This window comes from Citrobacter sp. RHBSTW-00881, assembly GCF_013728515.1.
Lineage (GTDB): Bacteria > Pseudomonadota > Gammaproteobacteria > Enterobacterales > Enterobacteriaceae > Citrobacter > Citrobacter braakii.
The window spans coordinates 2863142-2887918 of record NZ_CP056269.1 but is presented as its reverse complement, the minus strand read 5'-3'; the positions used below and the strand labels follow the sequence as shown (position 1 = coordinate 2887918).

Here is a 24777-nt window from a genome sequence, read left to right as displayed (position 1 = left end):
TAAGTACCTCTTATGTATTGATATGGTTATATTTTTGATTTTTGTGTTAAGTGTTTTGCAGTTTTTGACTATAACATCAGCAGTGTGACGGGACGCAAGAAAAAATTAACCGCGCTAAGTAAATTAATATTGCGGCGTGGGTCATAACCAAAAGCGATGATGGCAAGGGCTAAAGTTTCTGCCGGTTTATACCGTTATACTGAGCATAACTGTCAGTCAAAAAGGAAAGAATATGCGCCGTATAATCATGGCAGGAGCGTTGGCACTGGTGTCCAGCGCGACGCTGGCAAATCAGCTCTATCGCCCGGACGTGCAGGTGAATGTCCCGCCGGAAGTGTTCAGTTCCAGCGGTCAGCGGGCGCAACCCTGTAGTCAGTGCTGTATTTATCAGGATCAAAACTACTCAGAAGGGGCGGTGATTAAAGCGGATGGCGTTTTGCTTCAGTGCCAGCGTGATGATAAAACGATCAGCACGAATCCGCTGGTCTGGCGTCGCGTAAAAGGATAAACGCTTCTAATAGCGGGATATCGGCAGGCGCCAGCGGATAACGCAGCGCCTCTTCGGGTGAACACCAGACGATATCCTGATGTTCATACACTTTCAGCTCCCCCTGATATGACGGTACATGCCAGGCATGTAAGTGAATGAGTCGGCCTGAAACCTCGCGTTGATGGCTGGCAATGTAGCGCCCAACGACCGCCTCGATGCCCAACTCTTCACGCAGTTCACGGACCAGCGCCTCTGGCTGACTTTCCCCCGGCTCAACCTTACCGCCAGCAAACTCCCACATACCTGACTGATCCGCATGCTGCGGGCGTTGAGCCAGTAAAATTTTGCCATCACGTTCAATGATAGCGGCGACCACGTCGAGGGTTTTCATTATATTCATCAATATCTAACGGCAGAAAATGACATACTATCGTTATCTTTGTTTTATCTAAAGTATTCAGGAGCCACCGTTGAACGATCCTCAGTCGTGGGTAAAACCGTTAACGCGTATCCCTTCCAGTTTGCAACCGCTCGTTGCTACGCAGAAAAAACATTATGGTGATGTGCTGCATCCCACACGCTGGTGGGGGCGGATGCCGTTCCTGTTCTGGCTGGTGGCGCTGTTTGTCGGGTTTCTGGAGCGTAAAAAGGCGCGCCTGTCGCCGGTGATGCGCGCGCTGTTGATGACCCGCGTTTCTCAGGTGTGCCACTGCGCTTTCTGCGTTGACGCCAACAGTTTACGGCTGGCTGAACGCTGCGGCGCGCTGGATAAAGTCTTACAGGTTGCCAACTGGCAAGAATCGACGCTATTTAGCGCAGAAGAACGTGTAGGGCTGGCCTATGCTGATGCGGTCACCGCAACGCCACCACAGGTTGACGATGCGCTGAAAGCGCAGATGAAGCAGTATTTTACCGATGACGCCATTACTGAAATGACCGCGCTGATTGCGTTTCAAAATCTCTCGGCGCGTTTTAATGCCGCTCTCGATATTCCCTCCCAGGGACTGTGCGACAGTTTTAAAGGACGCCCGCATGCTTGACCGCCATCTTCATCCGCGATTAAAACCGCTTTTGCATCGCTGCGTGGGCATCATTGATCAACCGGCGATTACCCCGGACGGACTTACGCTGGTCGGTTTTGCTATTGGCGTGCTGGCGTTGCCATTTCTGGCGTTAGGCTGGTATATGGCGGCGCTGGTGGCCATTGTACTCAATCGGCTGTTTGACGGGCTGGATGGGGCGCTGGCACGGCGCAGAGGACTAACGGACGCGGGAGGATTTCTCGATATCTCGCTCGATTTTCTGTTTTACGCCTTAGTGCCGTTTGGTTTTATTCTTGCTGCGCCGGCGCAAAATGCGCTGGCAGGCGGTTGGCTGTTGTTCGCGTTTATTGGCACCGGCAGCAGCTTCCTGGCCTTCGCCGCGCTGGCGGCAAAGCATCAGATTGATAACCCCGGTTATGCGCATAAATCGTTTTATTATCTGGGCGGACTGACCGAAGGAACCGAGACGATTTTGCTGTTTGTGTTGGGATGTCTGTTCCCGGAATATTTTGCCGTAATGGCGTGGGTCTTTGGCGCGCTGTGCTGGATGACGACGTTCACCCGGATCTGGAGCGGATATCTGACGCTGAAAGCGGTCCAGCGTCAGGCGTAACGCAGTGCGTTGCCGGATGCGCTTCGCTTATTCGGCCTACAACGATGGTTTATGTAGGCTGGGTAAAGCGTTCTCGCTGCATCCGGCAACAATGGCAATCTTACTTGCTGGCGTCCGGACCCCGTTCACCGCTGGCGATCGGGTTTTTCGGAGAGCTGCTCCACTCATACCAGCCGCCGTCGTAGACGGAGACGTTTTTCCAGCCCATTGCGCGGGCATACATAAACGTTTCCGAAGCACGCCAGCCGGTACCACAATAGAATGAGACCTGTTGCTCTGGCAGGATATTCCATTGCTTCCACATGGCGGCGATGTCATCGGCGCTGCGCATGGTGCCATCCGGATTATGGAAATCTTCCATGTGGGTGGAGTCGCTGCCTGCATGGCCCCAACGCGCCCCTGCGATCTCACCTTTTGGCTTAATGTAGCTATAGCCGCTGGTCGTACCGATAAATTCCGGCCATGAACGAATGCTCACCAAAGACGCATCTTGGCGATGCAGCAGACCGCGAGCCTGTTCCATATCCAGCATCAGTTGCGGTTGGGCAGGGATCGTCACGCCGAAATCAGGTTCAGGCTTCACCGTTGGTGCAGTACCGCGTTCGACCGGTAAACCTGAGTCAGACCAGGTCTGCCAGCCGCCGTCGAGCAGACGAACATCTTTCACACCTGCATACAGCATAATTTGCGCCACGCGCGCGGCGGCATAGACATCGCGGCCGTATAAAATCACCGTGGTGTCGTGGCGGATGCCGTGTTTCGCCAGCATCGCTTTGAGCTGCGCGTCGGACACTTTATTCCACAGCGGTTCGCTTTCGACTTCGTTGGTATCAATGTAGCCCGCGCCAGGGATATGGCTGAGCAGATACAACTTCGGCGCGCCCCAGGCGGCTTCAATCACTTTCCAGTCACCGGCCGGTTTGGCGGTCACCTCTTTACCCTGCTGAAGGTCGTGCAGCCACTGCGGGTAAACCAACTGTTCGAAGTGCGGCAGACGTTGCAGGCGGGCAGGGTCCGTAAGCGCATCGCTGAGGGTTGAGATAGCGTTAAAGCCGACTTTCTGCAGGCGGGATTTGACGGCCTGCATGTCAGTATCGCTGCCATACAATGCCACCGGCGCGTCGGTTTTCAGGTGATGTGCCTTAACCCAGGCGCTGAGTTGTTCATCATTCATCTTGTCGAGCCAGGCGGCAGACAGGTTCAGTGCGGAAGGCTCGTGTCCTGAAGGACCATTAAGCGATTGCGGCCAGCCGTTATAAAAAGCGCTCTGACGGGTATCGATCGCCGCGCCTTGCTTTTGCTGTAACTGGTTGAGGGTGAGCGTCTGTGCTGTTTCAGCAGCCCAGGAAGAAGCGCAAGCGAGCCCTAAAGCCAGTGCCAGCGCGGTCATTTGAGAAACACGTTTCATCGAATAGCCCGACGTTGAAAAAGAGGACGACATTCTGTGCCGCCAGTTAAGTAAAAACCTTGCGTTAACGCAGCATATCGCCACATTCACGCCCAGTTTTCCATCTGTAATACGCGACCTGCTGGCGGAACGTCCTGCGCATCGTGGGTAACCTGTACCACCGGAATACCCAGTTTACGTACCTCGGTGAAGACCCACTGGCGAAAGGTATCGCGCAGCGACGCATCCAGCCGGCTAAAGGGTTCATCGAGTAACAGCGCCTGGGGTTGCGCCAGCAGCGCGCGAAGCAGGGCGACACGTGAGCGTTGCCCGCCGGAGAGCGAAGCCGGATCGCGTGAATAAAATCCTGCCAGGCCCGCGCGTGCGAGGGCGCTTTCCACCTCATGGCGTCTGGCGGGACCTTGCACGCTGGCGGGTAAGGCCAGCAGTAAATTCTGCCCAACGCTGAAATGGTCAAACAGCAGCGCATCCTGAAACAGAATGCCAATCTGGCGCTGCGCGGTAGGCAGTGTGTCTACGCGCTGTTCGTTGAGCCACAGTTCGCCTGACGCCTGAAACTGAGGAGACAACGCCCCGATCATCCACGAAAATAACGAAGACTTACCGCTGCCGGAAGGTCCCATAATGGTGACAATGTCACTTTTATTAACCTGGAAATTAACGTCCTTCAGTAGCGCTGTCGTACCCTGGTACAACGAAACGCCTTGTACAATGAGCATTAGCGGAGTCCTTGTCGAAAGCGGCCAATCCACGCAGCGAGGAACGCCGCCAGTGCGAAAATTATAAGCGGTAACAGAAGCTGCCATAGCGCCTGGGTTGCCAGAATGGCAGTGCTACCGCCGTTGCTTAATGCCACCGCTTCGGTGGTCAGCGTGGGATAGCGCCCGGCGCCTAACCACAGCGTCGGCATATACTGGGCGATACTGACTGAGAACCCTACCGCGAAGGCAACCAGCGCCGGGCGCGCCAGCTGCGGACATTTTACTTGCCAGAATATGCGGCCCCGGGTCCAACCCAGCGTTTGCGCAATCAAAATCAATCGTGGGTCAATGCGTTGCCACGCCGGTTTGAGCACAAACAGCATCCATGGCATCACCCACAGCAGGTGTCCCCAGACAATGGTTATCATCAGCCCATCCTGTCCGGCATATAACGCCAACAGATACTGTCCAGTTACCAGCGGCAGCGCAGGCAAAATGAGCGGTAGCCAGACCCAACGGTGTCCGGTTTGCGGACCCCATTCCAGCCAGGCAAAAAGTATCAGCAGCGCCAGCACGCTGGAGAGAAACCCCAGTTGCAGGCTAGTGCTGAGCGCCTCGCTATTTAGCGACGAATAGCTGGCGATCAGCGCCAGAACCAGCGCGCACACCACACCGCCAAAGGGCAAAAGTTGTACCAGCGAACGTCCGATTGTACAGGATGAAAAACGCAGGCGTTCCCCGTTTACTGCGGGAATAGTGCGTTGCCAGGCGCGCCAGAGCAGATACCCCGCCAGCGCGATGATGAGTAGCAGCAGTACCAGCAGCAGGCTGGCGAGTGCTCCTTTAGCCTGTTGCTCGGCATCGCCCTGACTGAGCCATTGCCAGCTCAACACGGCAAGCGTTGGTGGGTTTCCGGGACCAAGGACGATTGCTACATCCACTACCGAGAGCGACCAGGCGACAATCGCCAGCATGGCTTTGCCTAACGCGGGGGCGAGAGAGGGCAGAACCAGCCAGTTCAGGCATTGCAGTCGGCTGTAACCCAGCGAATCCAGGACGATAACCTGCTGCGAAAGCTGTTTTTCACTCAGCAGAGCTGAGAGGATCCATAACAAAAAGGCACTCTCTTTTACCGCCAGCGTCACGCCAAGCCCAATGCCGTAGCGGTCAGGTTGGGAGCTGAGAAACGGGAGCCATTGCCAGAGCATGCCGCCTTCGGCAAAAACCAACAGCACGCTGGTGGCGAAGGCAACATGTGGAATTGCCAGCAGCCACGGAAGACGCGTGCACAGACGCGCCCAGCCTGCGCCGGGCCATAAGGCGAGGATCGCCAGCAGGGCGATGATCAGCGCGCCGCCAGCCGCGAGGCTTACGGAAACCAGCGTTGCCAGTAACGCCTGCGGGAGTTGAGGATCGCTAAATAGCGCCAGCCAGTGTCTGGTGCTCAGCGCCGGCGTTATCAGAGAAAAAACCGCTGGCGCCAGCGGAAGATAAACGCCCGCCATGATGGCCCAGAGTAGCAGAATTAATGTGTACCGTAGCGGCGTAGCCATTCTTGTTCCAGAGCGTTTACCCATGCAGCATGCGGTTCTGGTAGCATGGCAGGGAGCCCTTGTGGGATCCGCGCCAGCAGCGCATTACGCTGGTCGACAGGCAATTTTTGTGGATCAAGCACCGAAGGATCTCCCCAGACTGACGGGTCGGCTTTACGCAGCTGCGCTTCGGGTGAAAGCAGGAAATTTGCCACAACTTTCGCTCCGGCGCTGGCACGCGCATTCGCTGGAATGGTGACAAAATGCACGTTGCCGAGCATGCCCTGTGAGAAACCAAAACTATAGCTGCTTTTGGGTAATTCACCGCTGGCCACTTTTTGCTGCGCGTAGGCAGGATTAAAGGTCATTGATAAACGCAGGGTGCCACCGTTGAGCAGCGCATCCATTCGCGCGGGCGTGGGCGGAAAATCTTTACCTTCGCGCCACAGGGCAGGATGCAAAGCATCAAGGTAATGCCACAATGGAGCGGTAACGTCGGCAAATGTGGACGCATCTGGCGCTATTTTCAGCGCCTGCGGTTTGTTGGTGAGCGAAATTAACAACTGCTCAAGAAAAGCCGTTCCGGTAAAGTCTGGCGGACGCGGATAGGTCACCGTGCCAGGGTGCGCCTGGGCAAACTCAAGCAGTGCCTGCGGGGATTGCGGCGGCTGCGCGGTGAGATCGTGCCTGGTAATAAATGTGAGCTGTGCGCCGCCCCACGGTGATTCAGCCCCCTCCGTTGGAATGGAAAAGTCTTCATTCACCGGTTTCTGGGTATCAACATAGCGCCAGTTAGGCAGCGTTTGCGCCCACTGGGTCTGTAGCAGCCCGGCTTCTTTCAGCGTGCGGAAATTTTCGCCGTTCACCCACAGTAAATCGACCGAACCACCGGTTTTTCGCCCGGATGCCGCTTCCGTCTGGATACGTTTTACGGCGTCGGCGGCATCCGCCAGGCGTACGATTTTCAGGTTAATGGCATAGTGTGTTTTCATCTCGCCGCTAACCCAGTAGAGATACTGGTTAACTGCGTCGTCGCCACCCCAGGCGTTGAACCACACCGTCTGACCGCGGGCGTCATTTTTGATTTGCTGCCAACTGGCGTCCTCGGCGAAAGCCGCCAGCGGAGAGAGCAGCAAACTCAGGCACAATAAGCAGTAACGCATAATATCTCCATTGCTAAAAATGGGGGAAAGACTCAGGTCTTTTTCCGTTGATGCTCAAGATAAAGGCTTCTGGCCACGGCAATCACCACGCTCAGAGCGAACAGGATGAACAGGCCGGTAACAAACCAAAATGTGCCGCCGGTTAACAGGCTACCAGCCCATGAATAGACGATAGTGGCCGGTAACTGACCGATGCCGGTGGCGATGAAGAAATGGCGAAAACGAATCGAGGTCAGGCCTGCTGCGTAGCTTACCGGGTCGAACGGCACAAAAGGTAACAGGCGACAGACAAGAATTGTGTGCTTGCCATAGCGCTCGAAAAAAGTGTCCATGTTGTTCAGCACCGTTTTTCCGGTCAGTTTTTCCACCGCGCTGCGACCTAAAACGCGGGCAATAAAAAAGCACAGCGCCGCGCCTGCCATCGCGCTGCTCCAGGACAGAACGCCGCCCCAAAATGCGCCAAACAGCGAGGCGTTGGCAAAGGTGATCACAAAGGCGGGAAGCGGTGCGACGATGGCCTGTAAGATCATCAGGAAGAACGACACGACCGCCGCCTGGGTTCCGTAAGAACGAATGAAGTTCTCAAGAGCATGCTGATCGAGCGTGGTAAATGCCGCCAGGCTGGCGTGAAGAAAATCACTCACGCCAGGTATCCACGCCCACGCCATCAGTGCGAGCAGCAGCAGGGCAAGCAAGCTTAAACGGTAATAGCGTGTCCGCCGCGCTTTATTCATCTTGATCATTTACCCGCGTACTCGTGACCGGGCGCCGGATCGACATGTTTATGTCGCGCCCAGGCTTTGGCTGCCTGAACGAGGACGAATAGCGCCAGCCCCGCAACGCTGAGCTTACCGATAAATGCCAAGCTAATCCCTTCGCTGGCCAGTTCGTGCGACATCAGCGTATAGATAAAGATGCCGGGCAAGGTGGTTAGCGCAGATATCACGGTAAATGACCAGAACGGAATGGCCGTTAGCCCATAGGCATAGTTTTGAATGTTATAGGGGAACAGTGGCACGAGCCGGGTCAGGATCAGAAAGTCTACTCCACTATGGGCAATGCCTGTTTCGATAGCCTGAAACGTTGCCGTGTGGCCAACGTATTTCAGCAGTAATTCCCGCCCAAGCCAGCGAGCCAGCATAAACGACAGCGCCGAAGCCGTGGTTGCCGCCACTAACGAGATAAGCGTCCCTGTCACCGGGCCAAACAGCACACCGCCGACGATCACCAGAATGCTGCCAGGGATCAGACACAGCGCGGCAACTATAAACAGCAGGATATAAAGGGTATAGCCGAACAGGCCGCTTTGGCGGATGACATCTTGTAAATGATGGAAATTGGTGATCAGATCGGTCAGACCGTAATGATGGAAAACTCCCGCCAGAACGCAGAACAATACCGCAACAATTAGCAGCCGGTATTCTGCGTTATGCGAACTTCTTTTTCATGGGGGTTCTCCTGTAAAACCGAATGCAATGTAGCGTTTTCGTCAGCGAAAAGTGCGCGCGAAGATATAATAAATTTCCGGCCGCAACAATGTATTACCGTGGCTTTATTGATTTTGCACAGAATAAACAGACTCTCCAGGCCAGGCCCGGAGAGTGAAAATACGCAGACGATCAGACGCGGAATTTAGCCCATACAGGCGCATGGTCGGACGGCTTTTCCATGCTGCGGATTTCATAGTCGATGCCGGTTTCTTCGCAGCGCTCCGCCAGCGGTTTGCTCGCCAGCAGCAGATCGATACGCAGGCCACGGTTATCGTCAAAGCCTTTTGAGCGGTAATCAAACCACGAGAACTGGTCGTTCTTTTCAGGCCAGGCGTGACGGTAGGTATCTACCAGGCCCCAGCCCAGCAGACGTTCCATCCACTCGCGCTCTTCTGGCAGGAAGGAACATTTGCCGGTACGCAGCCAGCGTTTACGGTTCTCTTCGCCAATACCGATATCGAGGTCGGTTGGGCTGATATTCATATCGCCCATGATCAATACCGGATTGTCGCGCTTCAGTTCAGTCTCCAGATAGTTTTGTAGGTTCTGATAAAACGCGGCTTTGGCCGGGAACTTGGTTTCATGGTCTCGGCTTTCGCCCTGCGGGAAATAGCCGTTGATCACCGTGATGCTGCCCAGAGGCGACGGAATTTCCGCCATGATGATACGACGCTGCGCTTCTTCGCCATCACCCGGGAAGCCACGACGCACCGCAATCGGCGTTTCTTTCGTTAATAGTGCTACGCCGTAGTGGCCTTTCTGACCGTGATAAAAGACGTTATAACCCAGCTTTGCTACCTCTTCGAGAGGGAACATATCGTCGTGGACTTTTGTCTCCTGTAAGCCAATAACATCCGGTTGGTGTTTTTCGACAATGGCTGCCAGTTGATGGGGACGGGCACGCAGGCCGTTGATATTAAAAGAGACAAATTTCATAGTCGCTGCCACTTTGCAAGATGAATAGTGCAAGGATGGTAGCAGAATTTCTGCAGGCTGACTGCTTCTTGTCACCTGATTCCAACAATGATTGCTAATGGTGTTAACGATGGAGCAAAAACTGCACCGTTTTGGCGCGTAGCGCGTCGGAATAGAGCAATAATTTCCGATAAATTTCGTATACGATCACAATTCCAGAATTATATTTGGCGACTGAATAAAATTGCGTTTTTTCCTCTGTTTAGTCATCTGGTACGCAAACATATTCACTTTATATGCACATACAGTGAATATCGTCAGGTTGTAACTCGTTGATATTCCTTCACCGCCCTCCGTTTATGCACTTTTTTCGCTGGCTGGCACGAAGCCTGCAATCTACATTTACACCGCAAACACTATATTTATTAACATATAAATAACCTTTTATTTACCGTTGAGGTCGCTATGTCTCTGTCAATTACGCGTGAAAATTTTGATGAATGGATGATGCCCGTATACGCTCCGGCCCCTTTTATTCCGGTGCGTGGCGAAGGTTCACGTCTGTGGGATCAGCAGGGTAAAGAGTATATCGATTTCGCGGGAGGCATTGCGGTTAACGCGCTGGGTCATGCACATCCGGCATTGCGCGAGGCATTAAACGACCAGGCGAGCAAATTCTGGCATACGGGAAATGGCTACACCAACGAGCCGGTGCTGCGCCTGGCGAAAAAGCTGATTGATGCCACTTTTGCCGAGCGCATTTTCTTCTGTAACTCTGGCGCAGAAGCTAACGAAGCGGCATTAAAACTGGCACGTAAATATGCCCACGATCGTTTTGGTAGCCAGAAGAGCGGCATTGTGGCGTTTAAAAATGCTTTCCATGGTCGCACGCTGTTTACCGTCAGCGCCGGAGGACAGCCCGCCTATTCACAGGACTTCGCGCCGCTGCCGCCGGATATCCGCCATGCCGTGTATAACGATCTCGACTCTGCCAGCCAACTGATTGATGACAACACCTGTGCGGTTATTGTGGAGCCGGTGCAGGGGGAAGGCGGCGTAGTGCCGGCAACAAACGCCTTTTTGCAGGGGCTGCGTGAATTATGCGATCGCCATAATGCGCTGTTGATTTTTGATGAAGTTCAGACCGGAGTTGGTCGTACCGGCGAACTGTATGCCTACATGCACTACGGCGTTACGCCGGACCTGCTGACGACAGCGAAAGCGCTGGGCGGCGGTTTCCCCATCGGCGCACTGCTGGCGACAGAGCGTTGCACCAGTGTGATGACGGTCGGTACGCACGGTACAACCTATGGCGGAAACCCGCTGGCCACTGCGGTGGCGGGAAAACTGCTGGAAATTGTTAACACGCCGGAAATGCTTAACGGAGTGAAACAGCGCCACGACTGGTTTGTGGAGCGTATTAACGCCATTAACGAACGTTTTGGACTGTTTAGTGAAATTCGTGGACTCGGACTGCTGATTGGCTGTGTGCTGAACGCGGAATTTGCCGGGAAAGCAAAACTCATCTCGCAAGAAGCGGCGGTTGCCGGAGTGATGGTGCTGATTGCTGGCGCTAATGTGGTGCGGTTTGCGCCAGCGTTAAACGTCAGCGAAGAAGAAATCGCCACCGGACTGGATCGCTTTGCGCTGGCCTGCGAACGCATTAAAGCAGGAGGTTCATCATGATGGTGATTCGTCCCATTGAACGCGCTGATATCACCGCGCTGATGCAGCTTGCCAGTAAGACCGGCGGCGGGTTGACCTCGCTACCGGCGAATGAAGCTACGCTGATGGCGCGTATCGAACGTTCGCTACAAACCTGGCGCGGTGAGTTGCCCAAAAGTGAGCAGGGATATGTGTTTGTGCTTGAAGACAGCGCCAGCGGAACCGTGGCAGGGATTTGCGCCATTGAGGTGGCGGTGGGGCTTAACGATCCCTGGTACAACTACCGGGTCGGTACTCTGGTGCACGCCTCGAAAGAGCTGAACGTGTATAACGCGCTGCCGACGCTGTTTCTGAGTAACGATCACACGGGCAGTAGCGAACTTTGTTCTCTGTTTCTCGATCCGGACTGGCGTAAAGAAGGCAACGGCTATTTGTTGTCGAAGTCGCGCTTTATGTTTATGGCGGCCTTTCGTGACCGGTTCAATGAGAAGGTCGTGGCCGAGATGCGCGGCGTGATCGATGAGCACGGCTACTCTCCGTTTTGGCAAAGCCTCGGCAAACGTTTTTTCTCAATGGAGTTCAGCCGGGCGGATTTTCTCTGCGGAACCGGGCAAAAAGCCTTTATTGCTGAACTGATGCCTAAGCATCCGATTTATACCCATTTCCTGTCTGACGAAGCGCAAAGCGTGATTGGTCAGGTGCATCCGCAAACGGCTCCTGCGCGGGCGGTGCTGGAGAAAGAAGGATTTCGCTACCGCAACTACGTCGATATTTTCGACGGCGGACCGACCCTGGAATGCGATATTGACCGGGTACGGGCTATCCGTAAGAGCAGGCTGGTGGAGGTGGCTGAAGGGCAGCCTGCGCCGGGCGACTATCCTGCTTGTCTGGTTGCCAATGAAAATTATCAAAACTTCCGCGTCATGTTGGTTCGTGCCGACCCGGATACTCAGCGTCTGGTGCTGACGGCGGCGCAACTTGACGCCCTGAAATGTCACGCGGGCGACCATGTACGTTTTGTGCGTCTTTGTGCAGAGGAGAAAACAGCATGACATTATGGATAAACGGCGACTGGGTGACGGGGCTGGGCGAGCGTCGGGTGAAAACCAATCCCGTAAGCGGTGATGTGCTGTGGCAGGGGAATGATGCCGATGCAGCCCAGGTAGCGCAGGCGTGCCGGGCCGCGCGCGCAGCCTTTGCCGGTTGGGCTAAACAGCCCTTTGGCGCACGCCAGGCCATTGTTGAAAAATTTGCCTCATTGCTGGAAAGCAATAAAGCCGAACTCACACAGATTATCGCCCGGGAAACCGGCAAACCCCGTTGGGAAGCCGCTACAGAACTGACGGCGATGATCAATAAAATTGCCATCTCAGTGAAAGCCTGGCATGCGCGTACCGGAGAGCATCACAGCGAATTACCGGATGGCGCTGCGACGTTGCGCCATCGCCCGCACGGCGTGCTGGCGGTTTTTGGCCCGTATAACTTCCCTGGCCATTTACCCAATGGTCATATTGTTCCGGCACTGCTGGCAGGCAACACATTGATTTTCAAACCCAGCGAGCTGACGCCGTGGACCGGTGAAGCCGTGACAAAGCTCTGGGAGCAGGCGGGATTGCCGCCGGGCGTGCTGAACCTGGTGCAGGGCGGTCGCGATACGGGACAGGCGCTGAGCGCGCAGGACGATCTCGATGGCCTGCTGTTTACCGGCAGTGCCAATACGGGTTATCAACTGCATCGACAGCTATCCGGCCAGCCGGAAAAAATCCTCGCTCTGGAGATGGGGGGCAACAACCCGCTGATCATTGAGAACCCGGAAGATATTGATGCCGCAGTGCATCTGACCATTCAGTCCGCGTTTGTCACCGCCGGACAGCGTTGTACCTGCGCCCGTCGCCTGTTAGTTAAAAAAGGCGCGCAGGGGGATGCGTTCCTGACGCGTCTGGTGGACGTCAGCCAGCGTTTAATGCCCGGCAACTGGGACGCAGAACCGCAGCCATTTATTGGCGGGCTGATTTCCGAACAGGCCGCGCGGCATGTCTATGATGCCTGGCAGCGTCTGGAGTCGTTAGGAGGCCGGACGCTGTTAGCGCCACGTCTGGTGCAAGCCGGAACGTCACTGCTCACCCCAGGGATCATCGAACTGACCGGGGCGGCGAACGTACCCGATGAAGAGGTCTTTGGACCGCTGCTTGGCGTCTGGCGTTATGACAGCTTTGATGACGCAATTCGTATGGCGAACAACACCCGCTTTGGATTGTCGTGTGGGTTGGTTTCCCCCGATCGCAGCCAGTTTGATCAACTGCTGCTCGAGGCGCGGGCCGGGATCGTCAACTGGAATAAGCCGTTAACCGGCGCGGCGAGTACAGCGCCGTTTGGCGGCGTTGGCGCATCCGGGAACCATCGCGCCAGCGCGTGGTATGCCGCAGATTATTGCGCCTGGCCGATGGCAAGTCTGGAATCACCGGCCTTAACGCTGCCAACGACGCTTAGCCCCGGCCTGGATTTTTCTCGCGAGGATAAGCTATGAAAGCCCGTGAGGTAAATTTTGATGGTCTGGTGGGGCTGACCCACCACTATGCGGGGCTGTCATTTGGTAATAAGGCCTCAACCAAACATCGTTTTCAGGTATCGAACCCGCGTCTGGCGGCGAAGCAGGGTCTGCTAAAGATGAAAGCGCTGGCGGATGCGGGATTTCCCCAGGCGGTGATCCCGCCTCATGAGCGGCCGTATATTCCGGTGCTGCGTCAGTTGGGCTTTACCGGCCGCGACGAACAGATACTGGAGAACGTGGCGCGTCAGGCGCCTCACTGGCTCTCCAGCGCCAGCTCCGCATCGTCTATGTGGGTGGCGAATGCGGCAACGGTCTGCCCTTCAGCCGATGCGCTGGACGGGAAAGTGCATCTGACGGTGGCGAATCTGAATAATAAGTTTCACCGTTCGCTGGAAGCGCCGACCACCGAAGCGTTGCTACGGGCGATTTTCCGTGATGAGAATAGTTTTACGGTCCACGGTGCGTTACCCCAGGTTGCGCTATTCGGTGATGAAGGTGCGGCAAACCATAACCGCCTCGGCGGGGATTACGGCGACCCTGGCGTACAGCTGTTTGTTTACGGTCGTGAAGAAGGGAATGCGTCCCATCCGAAGCGCTATCCGGCGAGGCAATCCCGTGAGGCCAGCGAGGCGGTCGCCCGACTGAATCAGGTTAACCCGCATCAGCGCATTTTTGCCCAGCAAAACCCGGACGTTATCGATCTTGGCGTGTTTCATAACGATGTGATTGCGGTGTCGAATCGCCAGGTACTGTTTTGTCATCAGTTGGCGTTTGTCAGACAGCAGGCGTTGTTCGATCAGTTACGCAGTCAGGTGGCAGGTTTTACCCCGCTGGAAGTCCCTGCTGCGGAAGTGTCGGTGCAGGATGCGGTGACTACCTATCTGTTTAACAGCCAGTTACTGAGCCGTGATGACGGTTCGATGATGCTGGTCCTGCCGCAGGAGTGTCGGGAGCATGCGGGCGTGTGGCGGTATTTGAACCGTCTGCTCGAGGAAGACAATCCGATCGATGACCTGCAGGTATTCGATCTGCGTGAAAGTATGTCCAACGGCGGCGGTCCGGCATGTCTGCGCCTGAGAGTGGTGCTTACGCCACAGGAGCTGCAGGCCGTAAATCCGGCGGTTATCATGAACGATACGCTGTTTAACACGCTGAATAATTGGGTCGACCGTTACTATCGCGATCGTCTTACCGCCGCCGACCTTGCCGACCCGCAGCTGTTGCGTGAGGGGCGTGAAGCGCTGGATACGTTGACGCAATTGCTCAACCTCGGCTCTGTGTATCCCTTCCAGCAGGAGAGGACCCGCCATGGATAATTTTCTGGCCCAGACGCTGGCAGGACTAACCCCCGAGACAATCGAGGGTACAGCTCGCGGCTTTTCCTGGCAGTGGATTGGTCACGGAATTCTGGAGCTGACGCCGGTCGCTCCGGCGGAATATTCGCTGGTGCTGTCTGCGGGGATCCACGGTAATGAAACGGCCCCGGTAGAGATACTTGATTCAATTCTCTCCAGGCTGTTTAGCGGTGAACTGACGCTGACATGGCGGCTGCTGGTTATTCTGGGGAACCCGCAGGCGCTGGCGGCGGGAAAACGTTATTGTCATAGCGACCTGAACCGTATGTTTGGCGGCCGTTGGCAGATTTTTGCCGCGAGTGAAGAAACGCACCGAGCCCATCAGCTTGAGCTGTGTCTGGAGGATTTTTATTCGCGGGCGAAAGAGCCAGTACGCTGGCATCTGGATCTGCACACCGCGATTCGCGGCTCGCAGCATCTGCGCTTTGGCGTGTTGCCACAACGCAACGTTGCCTGGGACGAAGATTTTTTGGGATGGCTGGGAGAGGCAGGGCTGGAGGCGCTGGTTTTCCATCAGACACCTGGCGGCACGTTCACCCATTTTAGCGCTGAACATTTTGGCGCACTGGCCTGCACGCTGGAGCTGGGTAAAGCGCTGCCGTTTGGACAAAACGATCTGACTCAGTTTGCGCAGACGGCAGATGCGCTGGCGAAGCTGCTAAAGGGCGAGCGAATGTCACAGGGAGAAACATCTCCGCTGCGTTACCGCGTGGTGTCGCAAATCACGCGGCGTAGCGACGATTTCATTCTTCACATGGATAACCAGACGCTCAACTTTACCCCTTTTACAGAGGGCACCTTGCTGGCGCAGGACGGTGATGAACGTTTTACCGTCACCCATGATGTTGAATACGTTCTTTTTCCAAATCCAAACGTGGCCTGTGGTTTACGTGCCGGATTGATGCTCGAAAAATTGTGACAAATATATATGCCCTTTTGGTTTATCCCTAAGGGCTTATTTTTACGTGCTGTTTTTATTTATTACGGATTATTCCTGGTGAATTGCTTTCTTAATAATCAGGGATGAGGTATAGTTCTTCATAATCCCTTCAAAATCATCCCGTTGTAATTTTTCATTGCAACTCTGCGCAATTTATTCTTTTTTTCTCCATAATTGATGAAAGTTTGTTTTTTACACTTTCATTGTTTTACCGTTGCTCTGATTAATTGACGCTTAAGCCGGTAAAGTTAATCTCGTCAACACGACATCACATTGCATAAGAGTCGCATGAGTGTCGTCAAAATAACTGAAAGAAAGGATAGAAATTATGCGTAAACTGACTGCTCTGTTTGTTGCCTCTACCCTGGCGCTGGGCGCTGCTAACCTGGCCCACGCTGCTGACACGACTACAGCTGCGCCAGCTGATGCCAAACCAATGATGCACCACAACGGTAAGTTTGCCCCGCATCACGACATGATGTTTAAAGACCTGAACCTGACCGATGCGCAGAAACAGCAGATTCGCGAGATCATGAAAGGTCAGCGTGATCAGATGAAACGTCCGCCGCTGGAAGAGCGCCGCGCAATGCACGACATCATTGCCAGCGATAACTTCGATAAAGCGAAAGCGGAAGCGCAGATTGCGAAGATGGAAGAACAGCGCAAAGCCAACATGCTGGCGCACATGGAAACTCAGAACAAGATTTACAACATTCTGACCCCGGAACAGAAAAAGCAGTTTAATGCCAATTTTGAGAAGCGTCTGACAGAACGTGCCGCGCAGAAGGGTAAAATGCCGCAAGCTGCTGAGTAATCGTTCAGCGTCTACACTATATCATTCACGCTGTGTGTGCTGATTGCCGCACAGTGTGAAACCAAACTCAAGACCGCCGCTCTTGTCCACAACACGTTTAACGAGGTGGGCAGGATCGGCGGTTTTTTCTTTGCTGCCTCTTGCACCGCGCTTGTGACACGTTATTCTCCTGAAGCCCGCGAAAATTCCACCTGGAGGGCGCGTTGTTCTTTTTTGCAAAACACCGGGTTCATCGCTAAGGCAAATCAACTCTGCTGCCGATAACAATAATCTGCAGGGTGAACATAACAATGATGAATTATGGCTGCCTGTTTACGGTGGGCTGCCGTGCTGCGCCTTTCTGGAGGGATGATGGAATACTTTGATATCCGCAAAATGCCGGTCAATCTTTGGCGAAATGGTGCGGGAGAAACGCGTGAGATTTGCTGTTTTCCGCCAGCAACACGAGATTTTCACTGGCGGGCGAGTATCGCCTCCATCGCAGCGAATGGGGAGTTTTCTCTTTTTCCCGGCGTAGAACGCGTGATTACCCTGCTGGAAGGCGGAGAAGTGACGCTGGAAGAGCCGAACACCTTCACGCATACCCTGAAACAGCATCAGCCTTTTACCTTTGCCGGTGACAAGGTGGTAAAAGCGAAGCTGACGGAAGGGCAGATGTCGATGGATTTTAATATCATGACCCGACGGGATGTCTGCCAGGCAAAAGTCAGAGTTGCCGATCGCACCTTTACGACCTTTGGTTCGCGCGGCGGCGTGGTGTTTGTTATCAGCGGAGCCTGGCAACTGGGTGATAAGTTGTTGACCGTCGATCAGGGTGCAAGCTGGCACGACGGTAAACACACGTTACGACTGCTGGAGCGCGAGGGGAAACTGCTGTTCAGCGAGATTAACTGGATGCCGGGGCATTCTCCGGACTCAGTTCAATAATGTCATATTGACCAGACAGAATAGGCCGGCAGAGAATTTTGTAGCCATCTTGATCAAAGCCGGCCGGCATTCGCGCCAGTGTAGCTGCCTCATCCAGCGTTGAAACGGCTCCCAGCCACAGCCAGTTATTGATGATATGGTACTGCGTCATTTCAGCGCGGGTTTCCTGCAGCGCAATGGCATTGCTCCACGGCCAGCAGATTACGCGCACTCTTTCCAGGGCCTCTACCAGACGCAAATGATGTGCTTCAGGGCTTTCTTTCCCGCAGCAGGCTCCGGCGCAGCGTTTAAGCGCAGAGCGAAAACAGGCGCGCCCGTGGCTGAGGGGTTCCAGCCCCAACAGGCCGTAGCACAGCTGTTGTTCATCGGCGAGGCTTTGCAGCGTCTGTAGCGCTGCGCGGCGGTTGGCAAACAGGCCAAACAGATTGGGGGCGTGGGAGAAATCAATATCTCGTGCGTAAACCACCTGAACCGTCCGGTCGGTAAGCTGCAAGGCACACAGCTGGCGATTGCGTCGCAGCCGTTTGTTAAACAGGGGCTGCTGTTCTTTGATAAGCCGCGCTTCCAGCAGCAGGGCGCCAATTTCTCCGGCCGTACAAATCCAGCTAATGCGCCTGGCCTGACGCAGCATACTCGCTTCGTCTGCGGTACGCAGATGCGCCAGCACACGGCTGCGAATATTGACACTTTTACCAATATAAAGCGGCATGGTGTCGCTATCACTGTGAAACAGATAGACGCCTGGCGCGGTGGGAAGTGCACTCAAAAATGGGCGCAGGTGCTCGGGATATTCATAGATTGCCGCTGCCTCAAATGTCAGACGAGGGGCTGATTGACGCTGTACCACTGTTGACTCCAGATGCTGGTTATTCATCCAGTGTAGCAGTTTGAGGGCGATTAAAAAAGCGGCATGAAATTCAGCAGGCTAATGCCAGATAGTGCCAATCCTGGCGCTACCCGGCATTTTGAAGGGAAAAGGATTACGCTTTTTTCCAGAAATTATCAAACACGGTGATCGGTGTGCGACGTTTATGCTCAGTTTTCACGTACCAGCCTTCAATTTTTTTCGCGACGTCGGCATCCAGCGTTTTTCCTTCCAGATAGTCGTCGATGTTGTCGTAAGTGACGCCCAGTGCGGCTTCATCCGGCAGAGAAGGGCGATCGTCCTCGAGGTCGGCAGTTGGTGCTTTCTTATATAAGTGCTCCGGGCACCCCAGCGCGGCGAGCAGTTGTTTGCCCTGGCGCTTGTTCAGACGAAATAGTGGGTTAATGTCGGTACCGCCATCGCCGTACTTAGTGAAAAATCCGGTGATGGCTTCTGCAGCATGATCGGTACCCACGACAACGCCGCTGGTCATGCCGGCGATACTGTATTGTGCCTTCATACGTTCACGGGCTTTTTCATTGCCACGCACAAAATCGCTCAGTTCAATACCCGCTTCACGCAGGGCCTGCTCGCTGGCCAGCACCGCGCCCTTAATATTGACGGTCAGTACGCGGTCCGGTTGAATAAAGGCGATGGCATCCTGGCAGTCCTGCTCATCGGCCTGAACGCCATATGGTAGGCGTACGGCAATAAACTGCAGTGCGTCATTACCCGTTTCTTTTCGCAGCTCGGTGATCGCCATCTGGCACAGTTTTCCCGCGAGCGTTGAGTCCTGTCCGCCGCTAATTCCCAACACCAGCGATTTCAGAAAGGGGTAGGTCTGCAGATACGATTTCAGGAAATCCACGCTGCGGCGAATTTCTTCTTCTGCATCGATGTGCGGTTTTGCGCCAAGCGCCTGGATTATCTCTTGCTGCAGAGTCATTTAACCCCCTCCGAAAAATAAAATGATCAAAAAAATGATGTGTTAAAGCTAACGCGTTGAGGCCCAAACGACAAGGGATGCGAGCCTGATATAGCATCATTTTGTTTTAATAGAATTTTCCGAAACCACCTAAGTATCCTCTGATTGCTTGAAAAATGCGTTGTTGTGCTCCAGGCTTATATAACACGCTGAAATACAAGAGGACGGAATATGAACAAGAATCTAACAGGAATTCTGAGCGCAGCGGCTGTTTTGACTATGCTGGCAGGGTGTACGGCTTACGATCGTACGAAAGACCAATTTGTTCAGCCCGTGGTGAAAGATGTGAAGAAAGGGATGAGCCGGGCGCAGGTAGCGCAGATTGCCGGTAAACCGTCTTCCGAAGTCAGTATGATCCATGCGCGTGGGACGTGTCAGACCTACATCCTGGGTCAACGAGATGGTAAAGCTGAGACCTATTTTGTGGCTTTAGATGACACCGGACACGTGATTAACTCTGGCTACCAGACCTGCGCAGAGTACGACACCGACCCGCAGGCAGCGAAGAAGTAACAACTGTTTATTGCCTGAGCACTCGGGAAAACCGGCCACTGCGCCGGTTTTTTTATGTCACACGATCTTAATTATTGACGCGAATTATTTACCTGAAGTGTGAGGGTGGTCATAACGCCAGGTCAAGGAGAGACAATTTAGTTGGTCAAGGAAATACCATCCGCTGGTGCAATCCCGTATACTCATTTCAGCCACCTAAAAAAGTAATTTAGCTGACGCAAGTTACCCAGAGCATGGATGCAGGTTAGGGCTTGCGGAGTGTCTGGTGACAGATAATCGCACATGAGGATCGTTTTAATGGAAAAGAAACACATTTATCTGTTTTGTTCTGCGGGCATGTCGACTTCATTGTTGGTTTCGAAGATGCGTGCTCAGGCCGAAAAATACGAAGTACCGGTTATTATTGAAGCGTTTCCTGAAACGCTGGCCGGAGAAAAAGGTCCAGTGGCCGATGTTGTATTATTAGGTCCACAAATTGCTTATATGTTGCCCGAAATTCAGCGTTTGTTACCCAACAAGCCTGTGGAAGTGATTGACTCGCTGCTGTATGGCAAAGTCGATGGTTTAGGCGTGCTTAAGGCTGCGGTTGCAGCAATTAAAAAAGCCGCAGCAAATTAATTATTTTATTTTAATTTTTCCCGTCAAAGAGTTATTTCATTAACATTCACCGCAATTATTAATTGCGGTATTTAAGGGTATTTTTCTATGAGTAACGCTATTGCTTCACTTGAAAAGGTACTCCTTCCTTTTGCTGTAAAAATTGGAAAGCAGCCACACGTTAATGCAATCAAAAACGGTTTTATTCGTTTAATGCCGTTAACCCTCGCAGGGGCCATGTTTGTATTAATCAATAACGTTTTCCTGAGCTTTGGGGAGGGGTCGTTTTTTTATTCAATGGGCATTCGACTTGATGCTTCAACTATTGAAACGCTGAATAGTTTGAAAGGCATTGGTGGAAACGTCTATAACGGTACGCTGGGTATCATGTCATTGATGGCGCCGTTCTTTATCGGTATGGCGCTGGCAGAAGAACGCAAAGTCGACTCACTGGCTGCCGGGCTGTTATCCGTCGCCGCGTTTATGACCGTAACGCCATATAGCGTGGGTGAAGCCTATGCCGTTGGCGCGAACTGGCTCGGCGGTGCCAATATTATTTCCGGTATTATTATCGGCCTCGCGGTCGCGGAAATGTTCACCTTTGTGGTCCGTCGCAATTGGGTAATTAAATTACCTGATAGCGTACCGACATCCGTGTCGCGCTCTTTCTCTGCGCTGATTCCTGGCTTCCTTATCCTCTCCATTATGGGGATCATCGCCTGGGCATTGAACACCTGGGGTACGAACTTCCACCAGATCATCATGGATTCCATTTCAACTCCGCTGGCATCGCTGGGCAGCGTGGTGGGCTGGGCCTACGTGATTTTTGTTCCGCTGCTGTGGTTCTTCGGTATTCACGGTTCACTGGCGCTGACCGCGCTGGACAGCGGTATCATGACGCCATGGGCGCTGGAAAACATCTCCATTTACCAACAGTTTGGTTCCGTAGACGCCGCGCTGGAAGCTGGAAAGACCTTCCACGTCTGGGCGAAACCGATGCTCGACTCCTATATTTTCCTCGGGGGTAGCGGGGCTACGCTGGGTCTGATTATCGCTATCTTCCTGGCATCGCGTCGTCCGGATTATCGTCAGGTTGCTAAACTGGCACTGCCGTCAGGCCTGTTTCAGATTAACGAACCTATCCTGTTCGGTCTGCCGATCATCATGAACCCGGTGATGTTTATCCCGTTCATTCTGGTGCAGCCGATTCTGGCGGCGATTACGCTGGCAGCTTATTACTCCGGCATTATTCCACCGATTACCAACATCGCACCGTGGACCATGCCAACCGGTTTGGGCGCGTTCTTTAACACCAACGGTAGCGTCGCAGCTCTGCTGGTTGCGCTGTTCAACCTTGGTATCGCCACGCTGGTTTATCTGCCGTTCGTGGTGGTAGCCAACAAAGCGCAGAACGTTATTGATCAAGAAGAAAGCGAAGAAGATATCGCTAACGCATTGAAATTCTAAATTTAATCCGGCATGGCTTCACGGTCATGCCGGACTGAACCAGAGGAAAAAAGTATGTTGGATATCGAGAACATCGTCGACACGCAGTCAGAAGCAGAAGAACTTGAAGAAGTGGTGATGGGTCTGATCATCAACTCCGGTCAGGCGCGTAGCCTGGCGTACGGCGCGCTCAAAATGGCCAAGCAAGGCGATTTCGAGTCAGCTAAGGCTATGATGGACCAGTCTCGCCTGGCGCTGAACGAAGCGCACCTCGTGCAAACGAAACTGATTGAAGGCGATCAGGGCGAAGGTAAAATGAAAGTTAGCCTGGTGCTGGTTCATGCTCAGGACCACCTGATGACATCAATGCTGGCGCGTGAGCTGGTGACTGAACTGATTGAGCTTCACGAAAAGCTGAAATAGCGAGGAGTGCATAATGCAGCTACAGATTAACGCACCGGAAATCAAAACCGTCTATGAGCAGCAGCTGTTTAATGGCAAAAATTTCCATGTGTTCATCTATAACAAAACTGAGAGCATCAGCGGGCTGCATCAGCATGACTACTACGAATTTACCCTGGTTTTAACCGGGCGCTATTATCAGGAAATCAACGGTAAACGCGTATTGCTCGAACGCGGGGACTTTGTTTTTATTCCATTGGGATCGCACCACCAGAGTTTTTATGATTTTGGGGCGACAAGGATCCTGAACGTCGGTATCAGTAAACGCTTTTTTGAACAGCACTACCACCCGCTGCTGCCATTTTGTTTCGTTGCATCGCAGGTCTATCGGGCGAATAATTCGTTTCTCACCTACATTGAAACGGTTATTGCATCACTAAACTTTCGCGAGAGCGGACTGGATGAATTTGTAGAAGTGGTCACCTTCTATATTATTAACCGGTTGCGCCATCATCGCGAAGAGCAGGTGCTGGATGATATTCCGCAGTGGCTTAAAACCACCGTGGAGACCATGCATGACAAACGGCAGTTTAGCGAGAATGCGCTGGAAAACATGGTACACCTGTCCGCGAAATCCCAGGAGTATCTGACCCGCGCAACCCAGCGTTATTACAGCAAAACACCGATGCAGATCATTAATGAAATCCGCATTAACTTTGCTAAAAAACAGCTGGAAATGACTAACTATTCTGTAACGGATATTGCTTACGAGTCTGGCTACAGTAGTCCAAGTCTGTTTATTAAAACGTTTAAAAAGCTGACGTCATTTACACCTAATAGCTATCGTAAGAAATTAACTGAATTTAATCAGTAGATATTATTAGCCAATAACCCATTTTTTATAGCTTGCCCAAAATAGCGTCGGGACAGCCACGCTATATCTGACAAACGGGTTGAGCATAATACACGTCAGTGTTTTGACACTGAAGGGAGAAAGTATGAGCCAGAAATTAAAAGTCGTCACTATCGGTGGCGGGAGCAGCTACACCCCTGAGTTACTTGAAGGCTTTATTAAGCGCTATCATGAATTACCGGTTTCTGAATTGTGGCTGGTTGATGTCGACGATGGAAAAGAGAAGCTGGACATTATTTTTGACCTTTGCCAGCGCATGATCGATAAAGCTGGCGTGCCGATGAAGTTGTTTAAAACGCTGGACCGCCGTGAAGCGCTGAAAGATGCTGATTTCGTTACCACCCAGCTGCGCGTAGGGCAACTGAAAGCCCGCGAAAAGGATGAACGCATTCCGCTGAGCCACGGGTATCTGGGGCAGGAAACCAACGGCGCTGGTGGGCTGTTCAAAGGTCTGCGTACTATTCCGGTTATCTTTGATATTGTCAAAGATGTGGAAGAACTGTGCCCGAATGCGTGGGTGATTAACTTTACTAACCCGGCCGGGATGGTGACGGAAGCGGTCTATCGCCATACGAATTTTAAGAAATTCATCGGTGTATGCAATATTCCTGTCGGCATGAAAATGTTCATTAGCGATGTGCTGGCGCTGAAAGAGAGCGATGACTTATCCATCGATCTGTTCGGTCTGAACCATATGGTCTTTATTAAAGACGTACTGGTGAATGGTAAATCACGCTTTGATGAACTGTTGGATGGCGTGGCTTCAGGTCAACTGAAAGCCTCCACCGTGAAGAACATCTTCGATCTGCCGTTCAGTGAAGGGTTGATTCGCTCGCTGAAGCTGCTGCCGTGCTCATATTTGCTCTATTACTTCAAGCCAAAAGAGATGCTGGCGATTGAAATGGGTGAATACTATAAGGGCGGCGCTCGCGCTCAGGTGGTACAGAAAGTGGAGAAACAACTGTTTGATCTCTACAAAAACCCGGATTTGAACGTGAAACCGAAAGAGCTGGAACAGCGCGGTGGAGCCTATTACTCCGATGCGGCCTGTGAAGTGATCAACGCCATCTACAACGACAAACAGACCGAGCACTATGTCAACGTTCCACATCATGGGCATGTTGACAATATCCCGGCGGACTGGGCGGTTGAGATGACCTGTACACTGGGACGCAACGGCGCCACGCCGCACCCACGTATTACCCATTTTGATGAGAAAGTGCTGGGCCTTATCTATACCATAAAAGGCTTTGAAGTCGCGGCGAGCAATGCGGCACTGAGCGGCGAACTGAATGATGTGCTGCTGGCGTTGAACCTAAGCCCGCTGGTGCATTCTGACAGCGATGCCGAGATTCTGGCGCGTGAGCTAATTCTGGCGCATGAAAAATGGCTGCCAAACTTCGCCGGGTGTATCGAGAAACTCAAAAGCGAACAACACTAACTGAGGTC

Annotated in this window: 26 protein-coding genes; 16 read left to right on the top strand and 10 right to left on the bottom strand. The window is 53.2% G+C overall.

The genetic code is table 11. The features are described 5' to 3' along the window. The first annotated feature begins 232 nt into the window (after positions 1–232). Positions 233–508 carry a YnjH family protein gene (locus tag HV311_RS13870; protein WP_016152834.1) on the top strand — a complete coding sequence of 92 codons (276 nt, stop codon included), beginning with the start codon at positions 233–235 and terminating at the stop codon, positions 506–508. Here HV311_RS13870 and HV311_RS13865 read toward each other — a convergent pair. Further along, the gene (locus HV311_RS13865; RefSeq protein ID WP_032947020.1) at positions 468–881 is read right to left on the bottom strand and encodes a pyrimidine (deoxy)nucleoside triphosphate diphosphatase; all 414 of its coding nucleotides are present in this window, start codon (positions 879–881) and stop codon (positions 468–470) included. The genes HV311_RS13870 and HV311_RS13865 overlap by 41 nt on opposite strands. A 79-nt stretch (positions 882–960) precedes the next feature. Here HV311_RS13865 and HV311_RS13860 point away from each other — a divergent pair, with 79 nt between their 5' ends. Together HV311_RS13860 and HV311_RS13855 are read left to right on the top strand one after the other, a co-directional pair. Beyond that, positions 961–1530, top strand: a complete 570-nt coding sequence (locus tag HV311_RS13860; RefSeq protein ID WP_016156315.1) for a carboxymuconolactone decarboxylase family protein — start codon at positions 961–963, stop codon at positions 1528–1530. Then, positions 1523–2146, top strand: a complete 624-nt coding sequence (locus HV311_RS13855) for a CDP-alcohol phosphatidyltransferase family protein (RefSeq protein ID WP_047358607.1) — start codon at positions 1523–1525, stop codon at positions 2144–2146. Before HV311_RS13860 ends, HV311_RS13855 begins: the two co-directional genes overlap by 8 nt. A 100-nt stretch (positions 2147–2246) precedes the next feature. Here the strand turns inward: HV311_RS13855 and HV311_RS13850 are convergent, their stop codons facing one another. From HV311_RS13850 to xthA, 7 genes are all read right to left on the bottom strand, one after another. After that, complete coding sequence (locus HV311_RS13850; RefSeq protein WP_047418447.1) at positions 2247–3554, bottom strand: sulfurtransferase; 1308 nt, start codon at positions 3552–3554, stop codon at positions 2247–2249. 86 nt (positions 3555–3640) lie between these two features. Further along, complete coding sequence (locus HV311_RS13845; RefSeq protein ID WP_047417900.1) at positions 3641–4273, bottom strand: ATP-binding cassette domain-containing protein; 633 nt, start codon at positions 4271–4273, stop codon at positions 3641–3643. After that, positions 4273–5808, bottom strand: coding sequence for a thiamine ABC transporter permease (locus tag HV311_RS13840; protein ID WP_191220087.1), 1536 nt, complete (start codon positions 5806–5808; stop codon positions 4273–4275). Before HV311_RS13840 ends, HV311_RS13845 begins: the two co-directional genes overlap by 1 nt. Next, positions 5781–6950 (bottom strand): ABC transporter substrate-binding protein, encoded by a 1170-nt coding sequence (locus HV311_RS13835; protein ID WP_191220086.1) that lies wholly within the window; start codon positions 6948–6950, stop codon positions 5781–5783. The genes HV311_RS13840 and HV311_RS13835 overlap by 28 nt, the downstream gene beginning before the upstream one ends. A 32-nt stretch (positions 6951–6982) precedes the next feature. Then, entirely contained in the window at positions 6983–7693 is a 711-nt protein-coding gene (locus HV311_RS13830) for a TVP38/TMEM64 family protein (RefSeq protein ID WP_191220085.1), read from the bottom strand. Then, positions 7690–8346: a TVP38/TMEM64 family protein gene (locus tag HV311_RS13825; RefSeq protein ID WP_191220084.1), complete on the bottom strand. Its 657-nt coding sequence runs from the start codon at positions 8344–8346 to the stop codon at positions 7690–7692. The genes HV311_RS13830 and HV311_RS13825 overlap by 4 nt, the downstream gene beginning before the upstream one ends. Positions 8347–8569: 223 nt before the next feature. Next, complete coding sequence (gene xthA, locus HV311_RS13820; protein WP_016156323.1) at positions 8570–9376, bottom strand: exodeoxyribonuclease III; 807 nt, start codon at positions 9374–9376, stop codon at positions 8570–8572. A 444-nt stretch (positions 9377–9820) separates the two neighbouring features. Between xthA and astC the strand changes: the two genes are divergently transcribed. The 7 genes from astC (at position 9821) to ves (ending at position 17607) form a co-directional block, all read left to right on the top strand. Further along, a complete protein-coding gene (gene astC, locus HV311_RS13815) occupies positions 9821–11041 on the top strand; it encodes a succinylornithine/acetylornithine transaminase (protein ID WP_191220083.1) in 1221 nt (406 codons plus the stop codon). Beyond that, entirely contained in the window at positions 11038–12072 is a 1035-nt protein-coding gene (astA, locus tag HV311_RS13810; protein ID WP_016152846.1) for an arginine N-succinyltransferase, read from the top strand. The genes astC and astA overlap by 4 nt, the downstream gene beginning before the upstream one ends. Further along, positions 12069–13547 carry a succinylglutamate-semialdehyde dehydrogenase gene (gene astD, locus HV311_RS13805; protein WP_191220082.1) on the top strand — a complete coding sequence of 493 codons (1479 nt, stop codon included), beginning with the start codon at positions 12069–12071 and terminating at the stop codon, positions 13545–13547. Before astA ends, astD begins: the two co-directional genes overlap by 4 nt. Beyond that, a complete protein-coding gene (gene astB / locus HV311_RS13800) occupies positions 13544–14887 on the top strand; it encodes an N-succinylarginine dihydrolase (protein ID WP_191220081.1) in 1344 nt (447 codons plus the stop codon). The genes astD and astB overlap by 4 nt, the downstream gene beginning before the upstream one ends. Then, on the top strand, positions 14880–15845 hold the full coding sequence (gene astE / locus HV311_RS13795) for a succinylglutamate desuccinylase (protein WP_191220080.1): 966 nt from the start codon (positions 14880–14882) through the stop codon (positions 15843–15845). Before astB ends, astE begins: the two co-directional genes overlap by 8 nt. Positions 15846–16194: 349 nt before the next feature. Then, the gene (gene spy / locus HV311_RS13790) at positions 16195–16680 is read left to right on the top strand and encodes an ATP-independent periplasmic protein-refolding chaperone Spy (protein ID WP_191220079.1); all 486 of its coding nucleotides are present in this window, start codon (positions 16195–16197) and stop codon (positions 16678–16680) included. Positions 16681–17031: 351 nt separating this feature from the next. Next, entirely contained in the window at positions 17032–17607 is a 576-nt protein-coding gene (ves, locus tag HV311_RS13785) for an environmental stress-induced protein Ves (RefSeq protein ID WP_016152850.1), read from the top strand. Here ves and cho read toward each other — a convergent pair. Together cho and nadE are read right to left on the bottom strand one after the other, a co-directional pair. Next, a complete protein-coding gene (cho, locus tag HV311_RS13780; RefSeq protein WP_131348439.1) occupies positions 17567–18481 on the bottom strand; it encodes an excinuclease Cho in 915 nt (304 codons plus the stop codon). The two genes, ves and cho, sit on opposite strands and share 41 nt — an antisense overlap. A 106-nt stretch (positions 18482–18587) precedes the next feature. Next, positions 18588–19418, bottom strand: coding sequence for an ammonia-dependent NAD(+) synthetase (gene nadE, locus HV311_RS13775; RefSeq protein ID WP_016152852.1), 831 nt, complete (start codon positions 19416–19418; stop codon positions 18588–18590). A 210-nt stretch (positions 19419–19628) separates the two neighbouring features. Here nadE and osmE point away from each other — a divergent pair, with 210 nt between their 5' ends. The 6 genes from osmE (at position 19629) to HV311_RS13745 (ending at position 24769) form a co-directional block, all read left to right on the top strand. Beyond that, on the top strand, positions 19629–19970 hold the full coding sequence (gene osmE / locus HV311_RS13770; protein ID WP_003030621.1) for an osmotically-inducible lipoprotein OsmE: 342 nt from the start codon (positions 19629–19631) through the stop codon (positions 19968–19970). Between the two features lie 297 nt (positions 19971–20267). Continuing rightward, positions 20268–20588, top strand: a complete 321-nt coding sequence (chbB, locus tag HV311_RS13765; protein WP_003832547.1) for a PTS N,N'-diacetylchitobiose transporter subunit IIB — start codon at positions 20268–20270, stop codon at positions 20586–20588. 87 nt (positions 20589–20675) lie between these two features. Continuing rightward, the gene (chbC, locus tag HV311_RS13760) at positions 20676–22034 is read left to right on the top strand and encodes a PTS N,N'-diacetylchitobiose transporter subunit IIC (protein WP_003030619.1); all 1359 of its coding nucleotides are present in this window, start codon (positions 20676–20678) and stop codon (positions 22032–22034) included. A 54-nt stretch (positions 22035–22088) separates the two neighbouring features. Next, positions 22089–22436: a PTS N,N'-diacetylchitobiose transporter subunit IIA gene (chbA, locus tag HV311_RS13755; protein ID WP_003030618.1), complete on the top strand. Its 348-nt coding sequence runs from the start codon at positions 22089–22091 to the stop codon at positions 22434–22436. A gap of 10 nt (positions 22437–22446) precedes the next feature. Continuing rightward, positions 22447–23289: a transcriptional regulator ChbR gene (chbR, locus tag HV311_RS13750; RefSeq protein ID WP_085951046.1), complete on the top strand. Its 843-nt coding sequence runs from the start codon at positions 22447–22449 to the stop codon at positions 23287–23289. Positions 23290–23413: 124 nt separating this feature from the next. Then, on the top strand, positions 23414–24769 hold the full coding sequence (locus HV311_RS13745; RefSeq protein ID WP_016152854.1) for a 6-phospho-beta-glucosidase: 1356 nt from the start codon (positions 23414–23416) through the stop codon (positions 24767–24769). The last annotated feature ends 8 nt before the right edge of the window (positions 24770–24777 follow it).